The sequence below is a fragment of the Hylemonella gracilis genome, assembly GCF_004328645.1.
In the GTDB taxonomy this organism is placed as follows: domain Bacteria; phylum Pseudomonadota; class Gammaproteobacteria; order Burkholderiales; family Burkholderiaceae_C; genus Hylemonella; species Hylemonella gracilis_B.
This window is the reverse complement of the sequence record NZ_CP031395.1, coordinates 3,804,140-3,822,245: the sequence shown is the minus strand read 5'-3', so window position 1 is coordinate 3,822,245 and position 18,106 is coordinate 3,804,140. Positions and strand designations below refer to the sequence as shown.

Genomic DNA, 18,106 nt, shown 5'->3' with positions numbered 1-18,106 from the left:
TGCGCCGTCCGCGCGTGGCGATGATCGACGAGCTGGCCCACCGCAACGCGCCGGGCAGCCGCCACGAGAGGCGCTGGCAGGACGTGGAGGAATTGCTGGACGCGGGCATCGACGTGTGCACCGCTGTCAACATCCAGCACCTGGAAAGCCTGAATGACGTCGTGCACCGCATCACCGGCGTGCGCGTGAGCGAGACCGTGCCGGACGCGCTGTTCGACCGTCTGCGTGACATCCGCCTGGTCGATCTGCCGCCGCGTGAACTGATTGAGCGACTCAAGCAGGGCAAGGTCTATCTGCCTGAGCAGGCCGAGCGCGCCCTGCAGGCTTTTTTCTTGCCCTCGAACTTGGCCGCGTTGCGCGAACTCGCGATGCAGACGGCCGCCGACCGCGTGGACGAAGACCTGCGCGAGACCCAGGCCGCGCGTGGCCTGCCGGGCTTGGCTGCGCAGGAGGGTGTTGGTCGCCATCGATGGCCTGGGTTCGTCCGAGTACCTGGTGCGCGCGGGCCGTCGCATCGCCGAGAGGCGCGACGCCCCGTGGAGCGTGGTCACGGTGCAGGCTGGGTCGGGCGACAAGGTGGATCCAGCGCGGCAGGCCGAGCTGGACCGCGCTTTCGCGTTGGCGCGCAATCTCGGCGCGGACACCGAAGTGCTGCACGGCCCGCGCATCGCCGATGCCTTGCTCGACCACGCCGCGAGCGGCGGCAGTTCGACCCTGGTCATCGGACGCACGCGCGAGCGGCCCTTCGCGCGCATGGTCAACCGCACACTCACGCAGCAGCTTCTGCAGCACGGAACGCATTACGAGCTGGTCATCAGCGCGCCGCAGGCACGGGTCCGTGCACGTCGCCGTTGGGAAAGTCCAGCTACCTGGCTGGGCCGCTACGACTTGACCATGGCCTTGTTCGCCACGCTGGCCGCTGTCGCGGTGGCCTGGCCGCGAGCGCTGGCTGAGCCTGAGTGATCTGTCCATGGTGTTCATCGTCGCCGTGGTGCTGGTCGCGGCGCGCACGCGTATGGCCGCGGCAGTGGTCGCGGCGGGCCTGTGCTTTCTCGCCTACAACTTCTTCTTCATCGAACCGCGCTTCACGCTGTTCATCGGCGCGCGTCAGGGCGTGGCCACGGTCTTTCTCTTCCTGATCGCCGCGTTGGTGGCCGGTCGCCTGGCCTCGCAGCTGCGCATGCAGGTGTTGGCCTTGCGCGCCGCGAACGCGCATGCGACGGCCTTGCAGGGCTTGGCCGGCAATTGAGCGCAGCGGCCGATCTGGGCGAAGTGCTGCAGGCTGGCCGCGCCGCATTGGAGCGCCATCTGAGCGCTGGCGTCTGGTTGCGCGTTGGCGAGGTGGGCGACAGCACCGAGGCCAGTTCCCCCAACGCCGGGCTGGAGGACATTGACCGGGCCGCGATGACTGGGCGCTGTCCCATGGGCAGTCCGCCGGGCGATACACCGACACCCTGGCCGGGGCGGCCTGGTGGTGGCTGCCGTTGCGCGAGGAGCCGGGGCCGGGCCGGCGGGCCAGGGCGTCATCGGCGTGATGGGGCTGCGCTTCGGCGTGGACGCCCGGCGGCTGTCCCATGCGCAGCGCCGCCTCGCCGAGGCCATGGCCGGACATCGCCCAGGCCGCCTTGCGTGCGCGGCTGGTGGCCGATCTGGAAACAGCGCGCGTCAGCAACGAAACCGAGCGCCTGCGTTCGGCCTTGCTGTCCGGTCTCGCACGATCTGCGCTCGCCGCTGGCGGCCATTGGCTCGGCCGGTAGCCTGGCGGGTTACAGCGAGGCCATGAGCGCCGAGGACCGCAAGAACCTGCTCGACACCATCCTGGTCGAGGGCGAGCGGCTGGACCGCTACATCCAGAACCTGCTGGACATGACGCGGCTGGGCCACACGGGCCTGAGCCTCAAGCGCGACTGGATCGGCGTGGACGAACTGATCGGCTCGGCCACGGTCGGCTGCGCCGCTACCAGCCCGGTGTGCAACTGCAGGTCACGATGGCGCCGAACCTGCCGCCGATCTGGGTGCATCCGGCGCTGGTGGAGCAGGCCTTGTTCAACGTGCTCGAAAACGCGGCCAAGTTTCCCCCCGGGGGAACCCATAGCCATCACGGCGCGCCTGGTGGACGATGAGGGGGGGTGTCGCGCCGGGAGGTCCTGCAACTGGACGTGCGCGACCGCGGCCCCGGCATCCGGAGGACGAGCGCGGACGCATCTTCGACATGTCTACAGTGTCGAGCGCGGCGACGCGGTCGCCATGGCACCGGCCTGGGCTCACCATCGCGCAGGCATGGTTGGCGCGCATGGTGGCGCCGTCGTCGGCCTTGCCGGGGCCGGACGGACGTGGCACCGTGATCCGCATCACCCTGCCTTTGCTCACGCCACCGGTGATGCCGCCCTCGAAACCGCCGTCGGCCGTCGGTCGATAGAGCGACGCTGAAGACCGTGCCCTAGACGTCCATGCCCATGTCCACCTCCGCATCGCCTCCGCGGCCTCCACGCCGGTGCGTGTGCTGGTGATCGACGACGAGCCGCAGATCCGCCGCTTCCTGGACATCAGCCTGCGCGCACAGGGCTATGACGTCGCGCTGGCCGCGAGCGGCGGGAAGGGTTGGCCGCGCTGGCGGCCCAGGCGCGGACCTGCTCATCCTGGACATCGGCCTGCCCGACATCGATGGCCATGAGGTGCTGCGCGAGCTGCGGGCTTGGTCCCAGGTGCCAGTGATCATGCTCAGCGTGCGCGCGGGCGAGTCGGAGAAGGTCATGGCGCTGGACGAGGGCGCCAACGATTACGTGACCAAGCCCTTTGGCACGCAGGAACTGATGGCCCGCATCCGCGTTCTGCTGCGCCAACAGGCCGGTGTGAAGGAGGAGAGCGCGATGTTCGACGACGGCCACCTGCGCATCGATCTCGCGCGGCGCGAAGTCCGGCTGGATGGCGAACTGCTCGCCCTGGGCCGCAAGGAGTACGCCCTGCTGGCGCTGCTGCTCAAGCACGCCGGCGTGTGGTCACCCAGCCACAGATCCTGCGCGAGGTCTGGGGGGCGACCCACCAGGACGACACGCATTACGTGCGCATCCTGGTCGGCAAGTTGCGGCAGAAACTGGGCGACGACGCCGTGGCCCCGCGCTACATCGCCACCGAGCCGGGCGTGGGGCTGCGCTTTCTGGCCAGCCCGCCCTGAAACCAAGGCCGGTATCAGAGCCGCCCTCGGGGGTGTCGCGGCACGGGACGGCCACATGCCCGATTCGCCGGACTGCACCAGAACAGTGAAATCCGGCGCCCCTGCCAGCGCCGACAGCGCGCTGGACCTGCTTGCCCCCGCGGCACGGGCTTGCATTGATCGGTCAGGCCGCCGTCATCAGCGCGTCACGGTGACGTCACACGATGCCGGTTTCCACCATCAGAGCATTCATGCGCATGCGTCTTTTTCCGGACCTGGGTGTTCGCGCCGCGCTGGCCGGAACCGCCTCGGCGGCCTTGGCCCAGAAAACCACCTTGCTGGTCTACACCGCGCTGGAAACCGACCAGCTCAAGGACCAGGTTTCAACAAGGTCGAGCCCGAGATCGAAATCAAACTTGCGCTCAAAACGAGGCTGAAGGCCAACGAGGGTGGGGGGTGGCGGCCTCCAGCCTCGCGCTGCTCGACACCAACAAGATGCTGGAGCCTACGCGCCGGCCAACCTCAAGGCCATCAGCCCGCCCGCCATTTGGATGGGCGACGGTCTGCTTCAACACCGTGGAAGCCGAGAAAAAAGGGCATCAAGAAACCCGAGAGCTGGAAGGATCTGACCAAGCCCGAGTTCAAGGCCAGGTGGTCATCCAATCCGGCCTCCAGCGGCACCGGCTACTTCGACGTGGCGGCTTGGCTGACCCTGGGGCGACAAGGACGGCAAGGGCGATGGCTGGAAGTTCATGATGCGTTGCACGAGAACATCGCCCAGTACACGCACAGCGGCAGCAAGCCCTGCAACATGGCTGCCAGCGGCGAGTACGTAGCGGGCATCAGTTTCGAATACCGCGGCAACAGCAACAAGGCCAAGGCGCGCCGCCGACCTGGTCTTCCCCAAGGAAGGACTGGGCTGGGATCTGGAAGCCTTCGCCATCCAAAAAGGCACCAAGAACCTGGCTGCCGCCGAAAGCTGCGGACTTTCGAGCCTGGACGCGGCGAAGCTCTACGGCAAGAACTTCGCCATCACGGCCGTGCCCGGCGTGGCCGAGCCCCTGGCCAATGTGCCGGCGGATTACGAAAAGCGCCTGGTGAAGATGGACTTCGCCTGGTCGGCTTCCAACGCGGAGCGCATCCTGGCGGAGTGGACGAAGCGCTACGACAGCAAGACTGAAGTGAAGAAATAACCCCCCTGAGGCGCTGCGCGCCTTCCCCCCTGAACGCCAACCTGCCGTGGCAGGGGACGCCACCGGCGGCCTGGCAAAGCCAGTTCCGCGGTGGCCCACGAACAAAATACCGTGACATCCAGCCCTTATCTCGCTGCGCCAGGTCCGCAAGGACTTCGGTGCGTTCACGGCGCTGGACGGGCATCGACCTGGATTTGCCGACGGGTGAGCTGGTCTGTTTTCTCGGGCCTTCGGGCTGCGGCAAGACGACGCTGTTGCGCATCCGCGGCTGGAGGTGCAGAGCAGCGGGCAGGTGTGGCAGGACGGACATTTCTGCGCTGCCGCCCGCGTTGCGGGACTACGGTGTTGTTCCAGATTGCCCTGTTCCCCTGAACTCGCGCGCCAATGTGGCGGTGCGATGGCCTGAGGCAGCGCGCAATGCGCCGTCGGGCGGGCAGCGCGCTGGCTTGCCCGCGCGCGCTGGACAGTGTCCGTGCGCGCACCTGCGCAAGGATCCGCTGCGCGCAGCGCAGCTGGGCTGACGACCATCATGGTCACGCGACGAGCGCTGCATGGCCGACCGCATCGTCTGAACCAGGGCGTGATCGAGCAGGTCGGCACACCGCTGGAGATTTACCGCGCGCCCGCCACGCCCTTCGTGGCCGAGTTCGTGGGCAAGGTCAACCGCCTGCCCGCCGTGGCCGAGGGCGGGCATTGGTTCCGTTGTGGGCCGCTGCGCTGCAGTGCACGCAAGGCGCGGAGTTCCGGCCTGGCCGTCCCGTGACGCTGTACCTGCGGCCGGAAGACCCGCATGATTGACGTGGCCGTGGACGACCCGGGCCGCTGCATGGCGTGGTGCGCGGCGTTGAATTCCTGGGCGGCAACTGCCTGGCGGAGCTGGAGGTCGAAGGCCTGCGTGACGCCGAGGGCCAGCCCTTGCCCTTGCACCTGCAGTTCTCGCTCAAGATGGACGAGTTTGGCGTGCGTGTCGGCCAGCCGCTGCGTTTCGCGCTGCGCGCCGACCGGCTACGTGTTCCCGGCCGGGGCGGAGGCCGCGTGAGCAGCGCAGCGCCGATGGTCGGTGGCGGCCCGCGGCGTGGCCTGGGGTCACGCTTGCGGCAACCGGCCCGTCAGCGCCTGCACTGGACCGACGGTTGGCGCGCGGCCTCCTGCTGGTTGTCTTGCTGCTGCTGTGCTTCCTGGCCTTGCCGCTGCTGACCATCCTCTGGCAGGCGATGCTGGGCAAGGACGGTGGTTTTGTCGCGCTGGCCAATTTCGTCGCCTACGCTCAGACACCGGCCTTGCTGCAAAGCCTGTGGAACAGTGTCTGGGTGGCGGCGCTGGTCACGCTCATCACCGTGCCGTTGGCCTTTGGGTTTGCCTACGCACTCACGCGCACCTGCATGCGCATGAAGGGCCTGCTGCGCCTGACCGCGCTGATCCCGTTGCTCGCGCCCTCGCTGCTGTCGGCCATTTCATTGATCTACTGGTTCGGCAACCAGGGCGTGGCCAAGGGCCTGCTGCAAAGCCTGGGCTATGCGCAGATCTACGGCGCGCCGGGCATCGTGCTGGCCGAGTGCTTCTCGGTCTTTCCCCATGCGCTGATGATCCTGGTGACGGCGCTGACCCTGGCCGATGCACGGCTCTACGAAGCGGCGGATTCCATGGGAGCGAGTGCGGTGCGCAAGTTCTACACCATCACGTTGCCGGGAGCCAAGTACGGCCTGGTCTCGGCGGCGCTGGTGGTCTTCACCTTGGTAATGACGGACTTCGGCATTCCCAAGGTGATCGGCGGCAACTTCAACATGCTGGCCACGGACGTGTTCAAGCTGGTCATTGGCCAGCAGGACTTCGCCAAGGGCTCGGTGGTCGCCATCCTGCTGCTGGCGCCAGCCGTGCTGACCTTCGCTGTCGACCATCTGGTGCAGCGCCGCCAGACCGCCATGCTGGGCGCGCGCGCGGTGCCTTATATGCCCAAGCCGGCGTTGGGGCGCGACGCTGCGTTCTCGGTCTATTGCCTCGTGGTCGCGGTGCTGATGCTGGCCATGCTGGGCATGGCCATATTTGCCTCCCTGGCAACCTTCTGGCCCTACAACCTGAAGCCCAGCCTGAACCACTACCTTTACGGCCTCACCGAGGCGGAAGTGGGCGTGGGTTTTCTCAACAGCCTGCGCATGGCGGCGGGTGCGGCGCTGGGAGGAACGGTATTCGTGTTCATGGGGGCCTACCTGCTGGAAAAGACCGGACACGCTCGTGCGCAGGCTGCCGGTTTCGGCGTGGACGGATTGATCCGCGGCCTGCTGCGTCTGCTGGCCATGCTGCCCATGGCCGTGCCGGGCCTGGGCTGGGTCTGGGCTACATCTTCTTCTTCAACGCGCCGGGCAACCCGTTGGGCGGTCTGTACCAGACCATGACCCTGTTGACGCTGTGCACCATCGTGCATTTCTACACCACCGGCCATCTGACGGCGGTGACGGCGCTCAAGGGCCTGGACAACGAGTTCGAGGCCGTCAGTGCCTCGCTCAAGGTGCCCTTCTACAAGACGGCCTGGCGCGTCACTTTGCCCATTTGCTTGCCAGCGCTGATCGACGTCGCGCGTTACTTCTTCGTCAATGCCATGACCACCGTGTCGGCCGTGGTGTTCCTGTACGCACCGCAGACCAAGGTGGCGGCCATCGCCATCCTGAACCTGGACGAGGCCGGCGAGACCGGGCCGGCCGCCGCGATGGCGGTGTTGATCACTGCGGTGTCCGGCCTCGCGAGCTTGTGCTTCATGGCCCTGGGCTGGTGGGCCGGGCGGCGTACGCAGGCCTGGCGTTCACGTTGAATTTTTCCAAGGTGGGCAGCATGGCGCAGAGCATGAGCAACAAACATTACGACCTGGTCGTCGTTGGCGCAGTGTGGTCGGTCTGATGACCGCCTTCGCGGCCCGACAGCGGGGCTTGAAGGTCGCCGTGGTCGAACGCACAGCGCAGAGCATCGGGGCGTCCATCCGCAACTTCGGTTTCGTCACCGTCACGGGTCAACGGCGCGGCGAGCACTGGCGCCGTGCAATGAAGACGCGACGCCTGGCTGGCCATTGCGCCGCAGGCGGGTATCCCGGTCATCCATCCCGGCTTGTACCTCACGGCGCAGCGGCCCGAGGCCCTGGCCGTGGTCGAGGCCTTCTTGCGCACTGAAATGGGCGAGGGGTGCGAACTGCTGACGCCCGCGCAGACGCAGGCCCGCTTTGGACAAACGGCGCTGGGGCCGCACCTTGCCGCGCTCTACAGTCCGCACGAGCGCCGCGTGGAGTCGCGCGAGGCCATTCCCAAGCTCGCCGCCTGGCTGCAGGCGGCGCAGGGCGTGGACTTCCACTGGCGCACGGTGGTGCATGGTGTGGACCTGCCCACCGTCGCCACCAGCCGCGGTGTGCTGCGTGCCGACCATTGTGTGGTCTGTCCGGGCCATGAGTTGAACGCGCTCTACCCCGAGGCCATCGAGCAAGCCCGTATCCGCATGAGCACCTTGCAGATGATGCGTGCGGCCCGCCGTGCCCGTCCACCTGCCCGCAGCCCTGATGTCAGACCTCAGCCTGGTGCGATACGAGGGCTACAGTGAGTTACCCGAGGCCGCGCCACTGTTGCAGCGTCTGCAAGCGGAACAGGGTGAGCACCTGAAGCAGGGCGTGCACCTGATCGTGGTGCAGTCGGCCGATGGTTCGCTGGTGGTGGGCGACAGCCATGTCTACGGCGATGCCGAGGCGCCCTTCGGCAGCACGGCTGTGGACGAACTCATCCTGGACGAGTTGCGGCGCGTGCTGCCCGTGGCTGGGTCGGAGGGCGCCGTCGTGATCGAGCGCTGGACAGGCACCTACGCCAGCGCCGCCGACGTGGTGTTCAAGACGTCGCCGTCCCAGGGGTGGCGCTGGGCATCGTGACCGGGGGCACGGGGGCCTCAACGTCTTATGCCTTCGCCGAGGAATTGCTGGCGCTGGCCCTCGGCGCATGAGGTCTGACCCCGGGTCGATACCCTCACACGCGAAAACCGGTGTTGTAATATCTGCTTACATATTCATGGAGGAGAGTGATCAATGAGCCAAGAAAAATACCGCCTTGTCACCCGCAGCGACTTTGATGGCCTGGTCTGCGCCGTGCTGCTGAACGAACTGGACATGATCGATGACATCAAGTTTGTCCACCCCAAGGACATGCAGGATGGCAAGGTCGAGATCAGCCAGCGCGACATCACCACCAACCTGCCCTACGTGCCCGGCGCGTACATGGCTTTCGACCCACCTCTCCGAACCATCCGCAACGCGGGCCAGTCCGCCGACGCACGCAAGAACCACATCATCGACGCGTCGCCGGGCCGCGCGCGTGGTCTACGAGTACTACGGCGGCAAGGCCAAGTTCCCCGGCATCTCCGACGAGATGATGGAGGCGTGGACAAGGCCGACAGTGCGCGTACGTGCGTGAAGTGCTCGAAGGGCTGGTTGCTGAACACGCCCGCCCCGCCTGGGCCGTTTCCGTGAATTCCGCATCAGCAACTACCAGCTGATGATGGACCTCATCAAGTACTGCAAGGACCACACGATTGGCGAAATCCTGGCCCTGCCCGACGTCAAGGAACGGGTGGACCTGTATTTCGAGCACACCGAAAAAGCCAAGGAGCAGATCAAGCGCTGCACCAAGGTGCACCGCAATCTGGCGGTGCTGGACCTGCGCGGCGAGAACACTATCTACGCCACCAACCGCTTCATGGTCTACGCGCTGTTCCCGCAAACCAACATCTCCATCCACGTGCTTTGGGGTCCGCAGAAGCAGAACACGGTGTTCGCCACCGGCAAATCCATCCTCGACCGCTCCAGCAAGACCAATGTGGCGACCTGATGCTGCAGTACGGCGGCGGTGGCCACCAGGCCGCGGGCACCTGCCAGGTGCCCAATGACCAGGCCGAGGACGTGCTCAAGAAGCTGATCGCCAAGATCAACGCGGACGGCTGAGGCCCGTCGCGTCTCTGGACGCGTGGGCAGTCCACGGATCGCGGCGCCCCTGGTGCGCTTGCCGGTCTTGCCCGGATGGACAAGCGCTGGCATATTTGCTGCTTGAAGGAAAGGCACCATGTCCGCCTACCAAGCCACCGTCGCGCAGCAGAACTGGCAGTTCCGTGACTTGCGGGATTTGATGGCCAAGGCCACGCCGTTGCGGTCCGGCGACGCACTGGCCGGTGTGGCGGCTACTTCCTCGGGCGGGCGCGCTGGCGCTGGTGGCGCGCCGCTGCACCTTCCGAGCTGGACGAGAGACACGCGGCTCATCGACGCATGCCATTCGCGCCCATCGCCCACCTGACGGTCGGCGCTTTCCGGGATTGGTTGCTGGACGAGCGCACCACCAGCGACACGCTCAGCGCCGTGCGCGCAGGCCTCACGCCCGAGATGGCGGCGGCGGTCAGCAAGCTCATGCGCAACCAGGACCTGATTGCCGTGGCGCGCAAATGCCGGGTGATCACGGCCTTTCGCGACACCATTGGCCTGCCGGGCCGGCTGGCCGTGCGCCTGCAGCCCAACCACCCGACCGACGACGTGCGCGGCATCGCCGCCAGCATGATCGATGGCTTGCTCTACGGCTGCGGCGACGCGGTGATCGGCGTCAACCCGGCCACCGACAGCGTGGCCGCCCTGGGCACCCTGGTGCGGCGCATGGGCGAGGTGGTGGAGCGCCTGGGCATTCCGACCCAGACCTGCGTGCTCACGCACGTGACCAACACCATCCAGATGATCGAGCAGGGCGCGCCGGTGGACCTGGTGTTCCAGTCCATCGCGGGCACCGAGGCCGCGAATGCGAGCTTCGGCGTCAGCCTGGCCGTGCTGCGTGAGGCGCGCGAGGCGGCGCTGTCGCTGCGCGGCCGTCCCTTGCAGGACGGCGTGGGCGACAACGTCATGTATTTCGAAACCGGGCAGGGCAGCGCGCTCTCGGCTAACGCACACCACGGCGTGGACCAGCAGACCTGCGAGCGCGGGCCTACGCCGTGGCGCGCGAGTTCAAGCCATTGCTGACCAACACCGTGGTCGGCTTCATCGGCCCCGAATACCTGTACGACGGCAAGCAGATCGTGCGTGCCGGCCTGGATTTTTGCGGCAAGCTGCTGTGGGCCCGGTGGGGTCTACACCAACCCCGAGGCCCGATCACATGGGACCTGACCCTGCTGGGCGTGGCGGGCGTGAACTTCGTGATGGGCGTGCCGGGGGACGATCTCAATTACCAGAGCACGTCCTCCACGACGCGCTCTACGTGCGCCAGGTGCTGGGCCTGCGCCACGCGCCGGAGTTCGAAGCCTGGCTGCAGCGCATGCAGATCATCGACGAAGCTGGCCGCCTGCTGAGTGGCAGCGCGCGGCAACCCGCGCTGGAGATGATGCGCAAGGCGGCGTGAGGCAGGCACAGGCGGAAATGCGCGATGCCTGACACAGGAAAGGGAACCCCATGAGTGGCAAGGTGGTCGAGTTGTCTCCGGCGGTCGCCAACCTTGACGCGAGGGGCGCCGATGCCTGGACTGCGGACCCCTGGACCGACCTGCGCGCCACACCGCGGCGCGCATCGCCCTGGGCCGCGCGGGAGCCGGCTTGCCCACCAAGGAACTGCTCAGTTTCGGCCTGGCCCATGCCCAGGCGCGGGACGCGGTGCACATCCAGCTCGACACTGCGTCCCTGGCCGCGCGCTTGCAGGCCCTGGGGTGCGAGACCCTGACCGTGCGCAGCGCCGCCAGCGACCGCGCCACCTACCTGCTGCGTCCCGATCTGGGCCGCCGTCTGAACACCGAGGATGCGACGCTACTCGCGGCACGGGCCCGGCCGAGGGCTGTGACCTCTTGCTGGTGGTGGGTGATGGCCTGTCCTCGCTGGCGGTGGAGCGCCAGGCCCTGCCCTTGATTGATGCCATTTGTCGGCTCGCGCCGTCGGACTGGACGCTGGTCCCGTGGCCATCGCCACCCAGGCCCGGGTGGCTCTGGGCGACGAGGTGGTGCCTTGCTCCAAGCCCGCATGGTCGCGGTGTTGATCGGCGAGCGCCCTGGCCTGTCTTCGCCCGACAGTCTGGGCATCTACCTGACCTGGGCGCCCCGACCGGGGCGCAACGACGCCCAGCGCAACTGCATTTCCAATGTGCGGCCCGAAGGCTTGCCCGCCGCGGCTGCGGCGGCGCGCTTCTGGTGGTTGTGCCGCGAGGCGCGCAAGCTGCAACTCACGGGCGTCGACCTGAAGGACCGCAGCGATGAACTGACGCTGGACGCCGATGGGGCCGCACCTCCCTGACCTAGCTCGCGTTCCCGTCACAGTCCGATGCCACGCGCCATCATGGCCAACAGCGGCAGCAGGGGTAACAACAGCAGCTCGGCCAGGATCCAGCGCCGGGTGGCGCGCCAGGCCGGCGCATCCGTGCCCCGCCTTGCTTTTGCCAGCGCAGAAAACGCACTGTCGGCACGGCGGACAGCAGGCCGATCAGGCCAAAGACCGCGATCTTGGCCCAGAACACGGGGTTGTCGGCGTAGAAAGCCCAGCCCTTGGCGCCGTGCGCGGCGCGCGCGAAACCGATGATCAGAATGCCGACCGCAAGTCCGGCATAGGCCTTGTCCAGTTGCCCCACCGTGCGCAGTCGGGCCGCATCGGGTTGACTGCCCAGCAGCAGGTATTGCGCGTACAGAACGGCAACGAGCGAGAAAACGACCAGGTGGTGCAGCAGTGCCAGCACGAGGTCCGGGATGGGCAGAGTCATGATGTTTCCAATGTCTAGATGGGGTGGGCGGACTGTAGAGGCTAATTTAGACATTGTCAAGTTATGATCCGGGCATGCCTTCTTCCAAACTTCCGAGGTCCCGGCCGCAACGCGCCAGGCCTCGGCATCGCCGTGCCCTACCACCATGGCGACCTGCGGCGGGCGCTGGTCGATGCCACCATCGAACTGCTGCGTGAGCAGGGTCTGGAAGGCTTTTCCTTGCGCGCCGCGGCGCGGGTGGCTGGGGTGTCGCACGCGGCGCCGGCCCACCACTTCGGTGACGCGCGTGGCCTGTTGACGGCTTGCGCGGCCGATGGCTTCGAGCGCCTGGCCGACGCCATGCAGGCGCGGGTGCGGGGCGCCGGGGAGGATGCGCGTGTACGCGCGCAGGCCCTGGGCGCGGCCTACATCGATTTCGCCCTGGGCACCGCGCCTTGTTCCAACTGATGTTCCGTCGTGACCGGCTGGACCCGAGGATGCCGCCCTCCAGGCCGCCGGTCGCCGCACTGGGGACGCCTTGCGCCAGGTGTACTCGGAACTGATTGCCGCGCGCGGCCTGCCCCCCGCCGAATTGGGCGAGCGCATCTTGCTGGCCTGGTCCTTCGCGCACGGTTACGCCACGCTGGTGCTCGAAGAGCAGACGCACGGGCTGTACGGTCTGGCGCGGGAAGCGAGGTGGCGGCCAGCGCGATGGGCGCCAAGCTGCTGCAACTGTTGATGGGCGGCTTGGCCGACCCGGCATGAAAAAGGGAAGAAGGTTGCCCTTCTTCCCCTGCGCACCTGAAGCCCTGCGGCTTCGGCGCGTTTTGTCTCGTTCTGTCTCAGAGGGATTTGTATTCCGCCGTGCCCTTGGAGCGGGCGAATTCTTCCTCGGGTGACAGTACCAGCTTGTGGCGCCCGACCAGCGCGAAGTAGATGATGCCGATCGCGAACCAGATTGCCACGCCGATCACGCCGCGCGGTAGACCGGGTCGGAGAGTTGGAAGTAGATGGTGACCAGAGCGATCAGCATGGTCAGGGCCGCGCCAACAACGCCGAAGGGGCTCTTGTAGGGGCGCGCGATGTTCGGGAACTTCTTGCGCAGCAAGATGAAGGACAGGGCCTGCATGATGTAGGAAATCATCGCGCCGAACACCGCATGTTGAGCAGCGTGCCGCGATGATGCCGGCGCTGTTCTCCACGCCGTACAGATCACGCACATCACGATCAGCGCCACCACCGCGCCAGCCACCATGGCCAGGTGCGGCGTCTTGCGCGTACCGTGCGTGATGGACAACGCGCGCGGGAAGTAGCCGGCGCGCGAGAGCGAGTAGATCTGCCGACCCTGGGCGTAGATGATGGTGTGGAAGCTGGCGATCAGGCCGATCACGGCGATCAGCGCCAGGATCTTGGCGATGCGTCGCCGTAAATCGCGCGAAAGCCGTCCAGCAGCGGTTCACCCGAGGTGGCGAGCGCGAAGGAACCCTTGGCCACCGAGGAGTTCAGCAGCAGGATCATGAAGGCCGAGACGATCAGCGTGATGATGCCCAGGATGATGCCGCGCGGCATGTCGCGCTTCGGGTCAACCGATTCTTCGGCCGCCAGGGGCAACTGCTCGATGGCCAGGAAGAGCACACCGCGAACGGCATGGCCGCCAGCGCGCATGAAAGCCGAAGGGCAGGAAGCTGCCCCCGCCCCCGGCCAGTTCCACCGGCGCGCCATCGGCGCCCACGCCGATATTGAGCGCCCAGCGGGTGAAGTCCATGTTGGGGATGGCGCTGAACCAGAAGCCCACCAGGCAGGCCAGGGCCAGCAGTGTGACCACCAGCGTGACCTTGAAGGACAGCTCCACGCCGACGACGTTCAGGCCCACGAAGACGATGTAGCCGCCGATCCAGTACACCGGCTGGAAGCTCTCCGGCGTGCCGAAGATGGAGCCAGGTAGGAGCCGATGAAGAACACGATCACGGCCGGTGTGATGACGTACTCCACGTTCTCGCACAGTCCGGTGATGAAACCGCCCAGGGCCCCATGGTGGAGCGGGCGAAGGAGTAGGCCGCGCCAGTGTGGGGCAAGGCCGGGCTCATCTCGGCGATGGAGAAAGTCAGACCCAGGTACATGATGGCGATGAAGACCGTGGCGATCAGCATGCCGCCCAGCCGCCCGCCCCCAAGCCGAAGTTCCAGCCTGAGAAATGGCCGGAGATCACCGCGCCCACGCCCAGCGCCCACAGGGAGGCCACGCCCGCGTAGCGGCGCAGGCCGCGTTTTTCGAAGTAGCTGCTGTCCACCGATTGGTAGGTGACACCGCCGCCGGAAGCCGCGGCTGTTGTTGTTTCACTCATGGAAGTGCCTTTCAGCAAAGGGGAAGACAAAGAACAAGGGGAACAGGAAGCCAGCGAACCGGGGCCGCGCGTGGCGAACACCGGGCCAAGCCCCGGGGCAAGTGCAAAAACGGTGCCAGAGGGGAAAGGCCCTGCACCGGGTTGGCAAGCAAAAAATTTGAATCCAGCCGACAAGCCTGCTCATCCTGGGGATAAAGCGGGCTTCCTAGAATGCCCAGCCATTGCCATGAATACCTCCTCCTCTTCTGCCATTCCCGCAGCCGCGCGTTACAACGGTCTGGCCATCGTCCTGCACTGGACTTTGGGCCTGGTCTTGATCGGCCTGTTCTCCCTGGGGGTGTACATGGCCGACCTGCCTTTTTCCCCGCAGCGGCTCAAGTTGTTCAACTGGCACAAGTGGGTGGGCATCCTGGTGTTGGCGCTCTCCTTCCTGCGCCTGTCCTGGCGGCTGATCCGCCCCGCGCCTGCCTTGCCGCCGGGCATCGCGCAGGCCATGCCGACCTGGCAGCGCCTGGCCCACCATGGCACGCACGTCGCGCTGTACCTCCTGTTTTTTGCGGTGCCCCTGCTGGGCTGGGCTTACAGCTCGGCCACGGGTTTTTCCATCGTGCTGTTCGGCGTGCTGCCTTTGCCCGATTTCGTGGGCAAGGACGCCGCCCTGGCCAAGACCCTCAAGGAAGCGCATGAAATCGGCGCCTACCTGATGGCCCTGTTCGTGCTGCTGCACGTGGTGGCGGCCTTGAAGCACCAGTGGCTGGACCGTGATGGCCTGATCGGCCGCATGTGGTTTGGCCGTTCCTGATTTTTTAGCTGGAGTCCTTCCGATCATGCATTTCATCCGCCGCCTTTTCACGGGGAGCCTGCTGCTGGCGCTGTCCGTCCTCGCCAGCCTGTCCCTGCCGGCCCAGGCCCAGCAAAAACTGCTGCCCGCGCAAAGCGAAATCATCTTCGTCAGCAAGCAGATGGGCGTGCCCGTGGAGGGCTACTTCAAGAAATTCGACGCCCAGATCGCCTTCGACCCTGCCAAGCCTCAGACCAGCAAGATCGCCTTCACGGTGGACATGGCCAGTGCCACGCTGGGCGTGCCCGAGGCGGATGCTGAACTGCCCAAGGCCGTGTGGTTCAACGTGCCGGGCTTCCCACAGGCCCGCTTCCAGTCCACGGCCATCAAGGCCTTGGGCGCGGGCAAGTACGAGGTGGCGGGTCAACTCACGATCAAGGGCCGCGCCAACCCGGTCACGGTGCCGGTGACGCTGACGCAAGCCAGTGGCACGACCACCGCCACCGGTGTGTTCACGATCAAGCGCCTGGCCTACGCCATCGGCGAGAACCAGTGGTCCGACACTTCCATGGTGGCGGACGAAGTCCAGGTCAAGTTCAAGCTGGCGCTGACTGGCGTAGGCAAGCTTTGACACCGGCTTTTCGCCGCATCTGCCGTTTCGATTCTTTTTTTCTCAACCCTTGCTGTTTCACAGGAGTTCCCTCATGCGCAAGATCACCGTCGCCACTCTCGTCGGTCTGACCCTGGCCGCCGCTGGCGCCGCCCAGGCCCAGTCTGCTACCTACAGCATTGACCCGACCCACACCTTCGTGACCTTCGAGATCGACCACATGGGCACCACGACCAACCGTGGCCGCTTCGACAAGAAGGACGGTTCGGTCAAGCTGGACAAGGCCGCCAAGAAGGGCAGCGTCGAGATCACCATCGACATGACCTCCATCAGCACCGGCACCTCGGCCTTTGACAAGCACCTGCAAAGCCCGGACTTCTTCAACGCCGAAAAATTCCCGACGGCCAAGTTCACCGCCGACAAATTCAGCTTCAACGGCGACAAGGTCAGCGAGATCGCCGGCACCCTGACCCTGGTGGGCAAGACCCAACCCGTCACGCTCAAGGCCAGCAAGTTCAACTGCTACATGAACCCCATGCTCAAGCGTGAAGCCTGCGGTGGCGATTTCGAGACCATCATCGACCGCAGCGCTTACGGCATCGACTTCGGCCTGAATTGGGGCTTTCCCAAGGAAGTGAAGCTGCTGGTGCAGGTGGAAGCCATCAAGCAGTAAGCGGGTTCGCCTTCTCAAAAAAGCCGGCCGGGTTTCCGACCGGCTTTTTTTTTGCCTCGTCACGCTGAATCCAGAAGCATGCCAGCTTAAAGCTGTGGGTCAGGCGGCCTCATTGGACAAGCTGGCCCGATATTTCAAAGGCCAAGGTGTCACCGATCCTTGCTTCAAATGGGCGGAATGGAGCAAGTCAGGTGTCGGTCTCAGAGAAGTTCAATGCCCTTGTCTCAATCGCAGAGAGCGTGTTGCGACGTTTTTTGCGAGAAGGCGTTACCAACCTTGATCCATCTCATCCTTTGCATGGTGAGCGACTGGATTTTTCTAGGTTCACGTTCATGACGGACGGACTCTTTGATTGATTTGAATCAATGGAGTCACTGGGCCTGCTCGAATCATGACCTCTACAAAGAATAGGATGAGACGTGATCTACGAAAGGAAAAACATCATGCTAGGAATCACCAAGAAGGATTTTTTAATCCGTGCTGCAAGCTTCAATCTGACCAATCCTTGGAACATTCTTCGCATCATTTGTGGTGTTTTTATGTTCCCTCATGCGGCAAGCAAATTTGCCGCTGGTGCATTGAATCCTGGAACGGTTGGCTTTTTTGCCAAAGCGGGCTTTGCGCCACCGGAGTTCTGGGTGATCTTGGCCGCGATGGTTGAGGTGGGAACTGGGCTTGCCTTGCTTTTCGGGATCTGCACACGCTTTGCGGCCTTGGGTGCTGCTGGAGCGTTGGCGGTTGCCGTATACGCCCTTCAAATGGTGAAAGGCTTCGGTTGGACTTGGAACACGGGTGGCTATGAATACCCGGTTTTCTGGGGGATCGTTTGCTTGGCCGTCGCATTGAATGAATTCAATGGTGGCGCTACTTCCAAGTCACATTCCCATTGAGCTGGAAAACAAGGTCATTCTGACTTTTGTCCTTCTCCCACATCATCCCCCTCCCCAGGCTTCAACCACAGCCGAGCGGGGATGTGTTGAGCCAGCTTTTCCACCGCCAGCTCGATCAGGTCCGGGTGCAGTTCGTGGCCGATGAAGGGCAGCACGTCGGCGGTGAAGTCGGCGCCGAATTCCTTGAGGCGCAGGGCCCTTCGATGGCATGGCGGTAGGGCATCACTGCATCGCTCTTGCCGTGCAGCAGGTGGATGGTGCAGCTTTCGTGAGGCGGCGCCTCAGGCAGCGCTGCGAAGCGCCCCGCGATGGCGATGGTGCGGGCCGCCACGGGCTCAGGCTGCATCGCCGCGGCCAGGGCCATGATGGCGCCTTGCGAGAATCCGACCAGCGCCGTGCCGGCCGCGTCCACGCCGCTGCGCTGCTGCCAGTGACGCACCAGGGCCTCGAAGGCGGGCAGGGCTTGCGTCACGCGCGCGGGGCGGTTGTCTTCCGTCACCCCGTGGATGGAGAACCATTGATGGCCCGCGAGCTGGACTTGCGTGCCGGGCATGAAAGGTTCGGGCGCGTTCAAGGCCACGACCATGGCATTTGGAAACGAACGCGCATAGGCCTGTCCCAAGCCGACCATGCTCTGCGCGTTGCTGCCCACGCCGTGCAGCAGCAGGATCAATTGCGCGGCTTTCGTGCCACCGCCTTGCGCGGGGTCCTGGAGGATGAGGGCTTCGGTCATGGTGTGGTTCGTGTCGAGCC

General features: G+C 65.6%; 26 protein-coding genes and 8 pseudogenes. 26 read left to right on the top strand and 8 right to left on the bottom strand.

Translation table 11 applies throughout. From position 1 onward, the window contains the following. Positions 1-20 precede the first annotated feature (20 nt). From DW355_RS18640 to eutC, 20 genes and pseudogenes are all read left to right on the top strand, one after another. A pseudogene (locus tag DW355_RS18640) lies at positions 21-332 on the top strand (histidine kinase); the annotation flags it as partial. 124 nt (positions 333-456) lie between these two features. After that, on the top strand, positions 457-963 hold the full coding sequence (locus DW355_RS18635) for a universal stress protein (RefSeq protein ID WP_431733196.1): 507 nt from the start codon (positions 457-459) through the stop codon (positions 961-963). 7 nt (positions 964-970) lie between these two features. Then, positions 971-1,249 carry a DUF4118 domain-containing protein gene (locus DW355_RS18630; RefSeq protein ID WP_207388046.1) on the top strand — a complete coding sequence of 93 codons (279 nt, stop codon included), beginning with the start codon at positions 971-973 and terminating at the stop codon, positions 1,247-1,249. A gap of 325 nt (positions 1,250-1,574) precedes the next feature. Then, positions 1,575-1,757, top strand: a complete 183-nt coding sequence (locus tag DW355_RS18625; protein WP_242671407.1) for a hypothetical protein — start codon at positions 1,575-1,577, stop codon at positions 1,755-1,757. Continuing rightward, a pseudogene (locus DW355_RS18620) lies at positions 1,720-1,824 on the top strand (hypothetical protein); the annotation flags it as partial. The gene DW355_RS18625 and the pseudogene DW355_RS18620, both read left to right, overlap by 38 nt. A gap of 146 nt (positions 1,825-1,970) precedes the next feature. After that, positions 1,971-2,123 (top strand): hypothetical protein, encoded by a 153-nt coding sequence (locus DW355_RS18615; protein WP_242671406.1) that lies wholly within the window; start codon positions 1,971-1,973, stop codon positions 2,121-2,123. A gap of 89 nt (positions 2,124-2,212) precedes the next feature. Further along, a complete protein-coding gene (locus DW355_RS18610; protein ID WP_242671405.1) occupies positions 2,213-2,419 on the top strand; it encodes a hypothetical protein in 207 nt (68 codons plus the stop codon). 148 nt (positions 2,420-2,567) lie between these two features. Continuing rightward, positions 2,568-2,768 (top strand): annotated as a pseudogene (locus DW355_RS18525) (response regulator); the annotation flags it as partial. A gap of 227 nt (positions 2,769-2,995) precedes the next feature. Next, on the top strand, positions 2,996-3,175 hold the full coding sequence (locus DW355_RS18520) for a winged helix-turn-helix domain-containing protein (RefSeq protein ID WP_242671258.1): 180 nt from the start codon (positions 2,996-2,998) through the stop codon (positions 3,173-3,175). Positions 3,176-3,378: 203 nt separating this feature from the next. Continuing rightward, positions 3,379-3,591: a hypothetical protein gene (locus tag DW355_RS18285; protein ID WP_242671257.1), complete on the top strand. Its 213-nt coding sequence runs from the start codon at positions 3,379-3,381 to the stop codon at positions 3,589-3,591. 612 nt (positions 3,592-4,203) lie between these two features. Then, on the top strand, positions 4,204-4,347 hold the full coding sequence (locus tag DW355_RS18280) for a hypothetical protein (RefSeq protein ID WP_242671256.1): 144 nt from the start codon (positions 4,204-4,206) through the stop codon (positions 4,345-4,347). A 158-nt stretch (positions 4,348-4,505) separates the two neighbouring features. Beyond that, entirely contained in the window at positions 4,506-4,868 is a 363-nt protein-coding gene (locus DW355_RS18605; protein WP_431733194.1) for an ATP-binding cassette domain-containing protein, read from the top strand. Between the two features lie 8 nt (positions 4,869-4,876). Further along, positions 4,877-5,110, top strand: coding sequence for a hypothetical protein (locus DW355_RS17740; protein ID WP_131282075.1), 234 nt, complete (start codon positions 4,877-4,879; stop codon positions 5,108-5,110). A gap of 71 nt (positions 5,111-5,181) precedes the next feature. Further along, a complete protein-coding gene (locus tag DW355_RS18600) occupies positions 5,182-5,544 on the top strand; it encodes a hypothetical protein (protein WP_165493226.1) in 363 nt (120 codons plus the stop codon). Continuing rightward, positions 5,469-7,153: pseudogene (locus tag DW355_RS17735) on the top strand (putative 2-aminoethylphosphonate ABC transporter permease subunit). The gene DW355_RS18600 and the pseudogene DW355_RS17735 overlap by 76 nt, the downstream one beginning before the upstream one ends. A gap of 245 nt (positions 7,154-7,398) precedes the next feature. Next, positions 7,399-7,926 carry an FAD-dependent oxidoreductase gene (locus tag DW355_RS18270; protein WP_347562754.1) on the top strand — a complete coding sequence of 176 codons (528 nt, stop codon included), beginning with the start codon at positions 7,399-7,401 and terminating at the stop codon, positions 7,924-7,926. Further along, positions 7,886-8,245, top strand: a complete 360-nt coding sequence (locus DW355_RS18265) for a hypothetical protein (RefSeq protein WP_242671254.1) — start codon at positions 7,886-7,888, stop codon at positions 8,243-8,245. Before DW355_RS18270 ends, DW355_RS18265 begins: the two co-directional genes overlap by 41 nt. A gap of 153 nt (positions 8,246-8,398) precedes the next feature. Next, positions 8,399-9,310, top strand: a pseudogene (locus DW355_RS17725) (exopolyphosphatase). A gap of 118 nt (positions 9,311-9,428) precedes the next feature. Further along, positions 9,429-10,739: pseudogene (eutB, locus tag DW355_RS17720) on the top strand (ethanolamine ammonia-lyase subunit EutB). Between the two features lie 50 nt (positions 10,740-10,789). Further along, a pseudogene (gene eutC / locus DW355_RS17715) lies at positions 10,790-11,616 on the top strand (ethanolamine ammonia-lyase subunit EutC). A gap of 40 nt (positions 11,617-11,656) precedes the next feature. Here the strand turns inward: eutC and DW355_RS17710 are convergent. After that, the gene (locus DW355_RS17710) at positions 11,657-12,076 is read right to left on the bottom strand and encodes a DUF2214 family protein (protein ID WP_165493225.1); all 420 of its coding nucleotides are present in this window, start codon (positions 12,074-12,076) and stop codon (positions 11,657-11,659) included. Positions 12,077-12,208: 132 nt separating this feature from the next. Here DW355_RS17710 and DW355_RS17705 point away from each other — a divergent pair, with 132 nt between their 5' ends. Together DW355_RS17705 and DW355_RS17700 are read left to right on the top strand one after the other, a co-directional pair. Continuing rightward, complete coding sequence (locus tag DW355_RS17705; protein WP_207388044.1) at positions 12,209-12,523, top strand: TetR/AcrR family transcriptional regulator; 315 nt, start codon at positions 12,209-12,211, stop codon at positions 12,521-12,523. Between the two features lie 34 nt (positions 12,524-12,557). Next, positions 12,558-12,794, top strand: a pseudogene (locus tag DW355_RS17700) (TetR-like C-terminal domain-containing protein); the annotation flags it as partial. A gap of 103 nt (positions 12,795-12,897) precedes the next feature. Here the strand turns inward: DW355_RS17700 and DW355_RS18440 are convergent. The 6 genes from DW355_RS18440 to DW355_RS18240 all read right to left on the bottom strand — a co-directional run bounded on the left by DW355_RS18440 (position 12,898) and on the right by DW355_RS18240 (position 14,399). Beyond that, entirely contained in the window at positions 12,898-13,029 is a 132-nt protein-coding gene (locus DW355_RS18440; RefSeq protein WP_278249369.1) for a hypothetical protein, read from the bottom strand. Further along, positions 13,026-13,445, bottom strand: coding sequence for an amino acid permease (locus tag DW355_RS18260; RefSeq protein WP_242671253.1), 420 nt, complete (start codon positions 13,443-13,445; stop codon positions 13,026-13,028). Before DW355_RS18260 ends, DW355_RS18440 begins: the two co-directional genes overlap by 4 nt. A gap of 5 nt (positions 13,446-13,450) precedes the next feature. Next, complete coding sequence (locus DW355_RS18255) at positions 13,451-13,624, bottom strand: hypothetical protein (RefSeq protein ID WP_242671252.1); 174 nt, start codon at positions 13,622-13,624, stop codon at positions 13,451-13,453. 13 nt (positions 13,625-13,637) lie between these two features. Next, positions 13,638-13,958 carry a hypothetical protein gene (locus tag DW355_RS18250; protein WP_242671251.1) on the bottom strand — a complete coding sequence of 107 codons (321 nt, stop codon included), beginning with the start codon at positions 13,956-13,958 and terminating at the stop codon, positions 13,638-13,640. 61 nt (positions 13,959-14,019) lie between these two features. Next, positions 14,020-14,205 carry a hypothetical protein gene (locus DW355_RS18245; protein ID WP_242671250.1) on the bottom strand — a complete coding sequence of 62 codons (186 nt, stop codon included), beginning with the start codon at positions 14,203-14,205 and terminating at the stop codon, positions 14,020-14,022. Then, the gene (locus DW355_RS18240) at positions 14,199-14,399 is read right to left on the bottom strand and encodes a hypothetical protein (protein WP_242671249.1); all 201 of its coding nucleotides are present in this window, start codon (positions 14,397-14,399) and stop codon (positions 14,199-14,201) included. Before DW355_RS18240 ends, DW355_RS18245 begins: the two co-directional genes overlap by 7 nt. A gap of 226 nt (positions 14,400-14,625) precedes the next feature. Between DW355_RS18240 and DW355_RS17690 the strand changes: the two genes are divergently transcribed. The 4 genes from DW355_RS17690 (at position 14,626) to DW355_RS17675 (ending at position 17,353) form a co-directional block, all read left to right on the top strand. Beyond that, complete coding sequence (locus DW355_RS17690; protein WP_131276726.1) at positions 14,626-15,201, top strand: cytochrome b; 576 nt, start codon at positions 14,626-14,628, stop codon at positions 15,199-15,201. Positions 15,202-15,226: 25 nt separating this feature from the next. Beyond that, positions 15,227-15,811, top strand: a complete 585-nt coding sequence (locus DW355_RS17685) for a YceI family protein (RefSeq protein ID WP_131276724.1) — start codon at positions 15,227-15,229, stop codon at positions 15,809-15,811. Between the two features lie 73 nt (positions 15,812-15,884). Then, complete coding sequence (locus DW355_RS17680) at positions 15,885-16,463, top strand: YceI family protein (protein WP_131276721.1); 579 nt, start codon at positions 15,885-15,887, stop codon at positions 16,461-16,463. Between the two features lie 443 nt (positions 16,464-16,906). Next, on the top strand, positions 16,907-17,353 hold the full coding sequence (locus tag DW355_RS17675; RefSeq protein ID WP_131276719.1) for a DoxX family protein: 447 nt from the start codon (positions 16,907-16,909) through the stop codon (positions 17,351-17,353). Between the two features lie 115 nt (positions 17,354-17,468). Here DW355_RS17675 and ypfH read toward each other — a convergent pair whose 3' ends face one another. Beyond that, on the bottom strand, positions 17,469-18,086 hold the full coding sequence (gene ypfH, locus DW355_RS17670; protein ID WP_242671248.1) for an esterase: 618 nt from the start codon (positions 18,084-18,086) through the stop codon (positions 17,469-17,471). Between the last annotated feature and the right edge of the window lie 20 nt (positions 18,087-18,106).

Excerpts from the sequence above, each read along its gene's own strand:
- DW355_RS18630 (WP_207388046.1), top strand. The coding sequence starts at position 971 with ATGGTGTTCATCGTCGCCGTGGTGCTGGTCGCGGCGCGCACGCGTATG.
- DW355_RS18625 (WP_242671407.1), top strand. The coding sequence starts at position 1,575 with ATGCGCAGCGCCGCCTCGCCGAGGCCATGGCCGGACATCGCCCAGGCC.
- DW355_RS18610 (WP_242671405.1), top strand. The coding sequence starts at position 2,213 with ATGTCTACAGTGTCGAGCGCGGCGACGCGGTCGCCATGGCACCGGCCT.
- DW355_RS18285 (WP_242671257.1), top strand. The coding sequence starts at position 3,379 with ATGCCGGTTTCCACCATCAGAGCATTCATGCGCATGCGTCTTTTTCCG.
- DW355_RS17740 (WP_131282075.1), top strand. The coding sequence starts at position 4,877 with ATGGTCACGCGACGAGCGCTGCATGGCCGACCGCATCGTCTGAACCAG.
- DW355_RS18265 (WP_242671254.1), top strand. The coding sequence starts at position 7,886 with ATGTCAGACCTCAGCCTGGTGCGATACGAGGGCTACAGTGAGTTACCC.
- DW355_RS17710 (WP_165493225.1), bottom strand. The coding sequence starts at position 12,076 with ATGACTCTGCCCATCCCGGACCTCGTGCTGGCACTGCTGCACCACCTG.
- DW355_RS18255 (WP_242671252.1), bottom strand. The coding sequence starts at position 13,624 with ATGCCGCGCGGCATCATCCTGGGCATCATCACGCTGATCGTCTCGGCC.
- DW355_RS18245 (WP_242671250.1), bottom strand. The coding sequence starts at position 14,205 with ATGCTGATCGCCACGGTCTTCATCGCCATCATGTACCTGGGTCTGACT.
- DW355_RS18240 (WP_242671249.1), bottom strand. The coding sequence starts at position 14,399 with ATGAGTGAAACAACAACAGCCGCGGCTTCCGGCGGCGGTGTCACCTAC.
- DW355_RS17690 (WP_131276726.1), top strand. The coding sequence starts at position 14,626 with ATGAATACCTCCTCCTCTTCTGCCATTCCCGCAGCCGCGCGTTACAAC.
- DW355_RS17685 (WP_131276724.1), top strand. The coding sequence starts at position 15,227 with ATGCATTTCATCCGCCGCCTTTTCACGGGGAGCCTGCTGCTGGCGCTG.
- DW355_RS17680 (WP_131276721.1), top strand. The coding sequence starts at position 15,885 with ATGCGCAAGATCACCGTCGCCACTCTCGTCGGTCTGACCCTGGCCGCC.
- DW355_RS17675 (WP_131276719.1), top strand. The coding sequence starts at position 16,907 with ATGCTAGGAATCACCAAGAAGGATTTTTTAATCCGTGCTGCAAGCTTC.
- ypfH (WP_242671248.1), bottom strand. The coding sequence starts at position 18,086 with ATGACCGAAGCCCTCATCCTCCAGGACCCCGCGCAAGGCGGTGGCACG.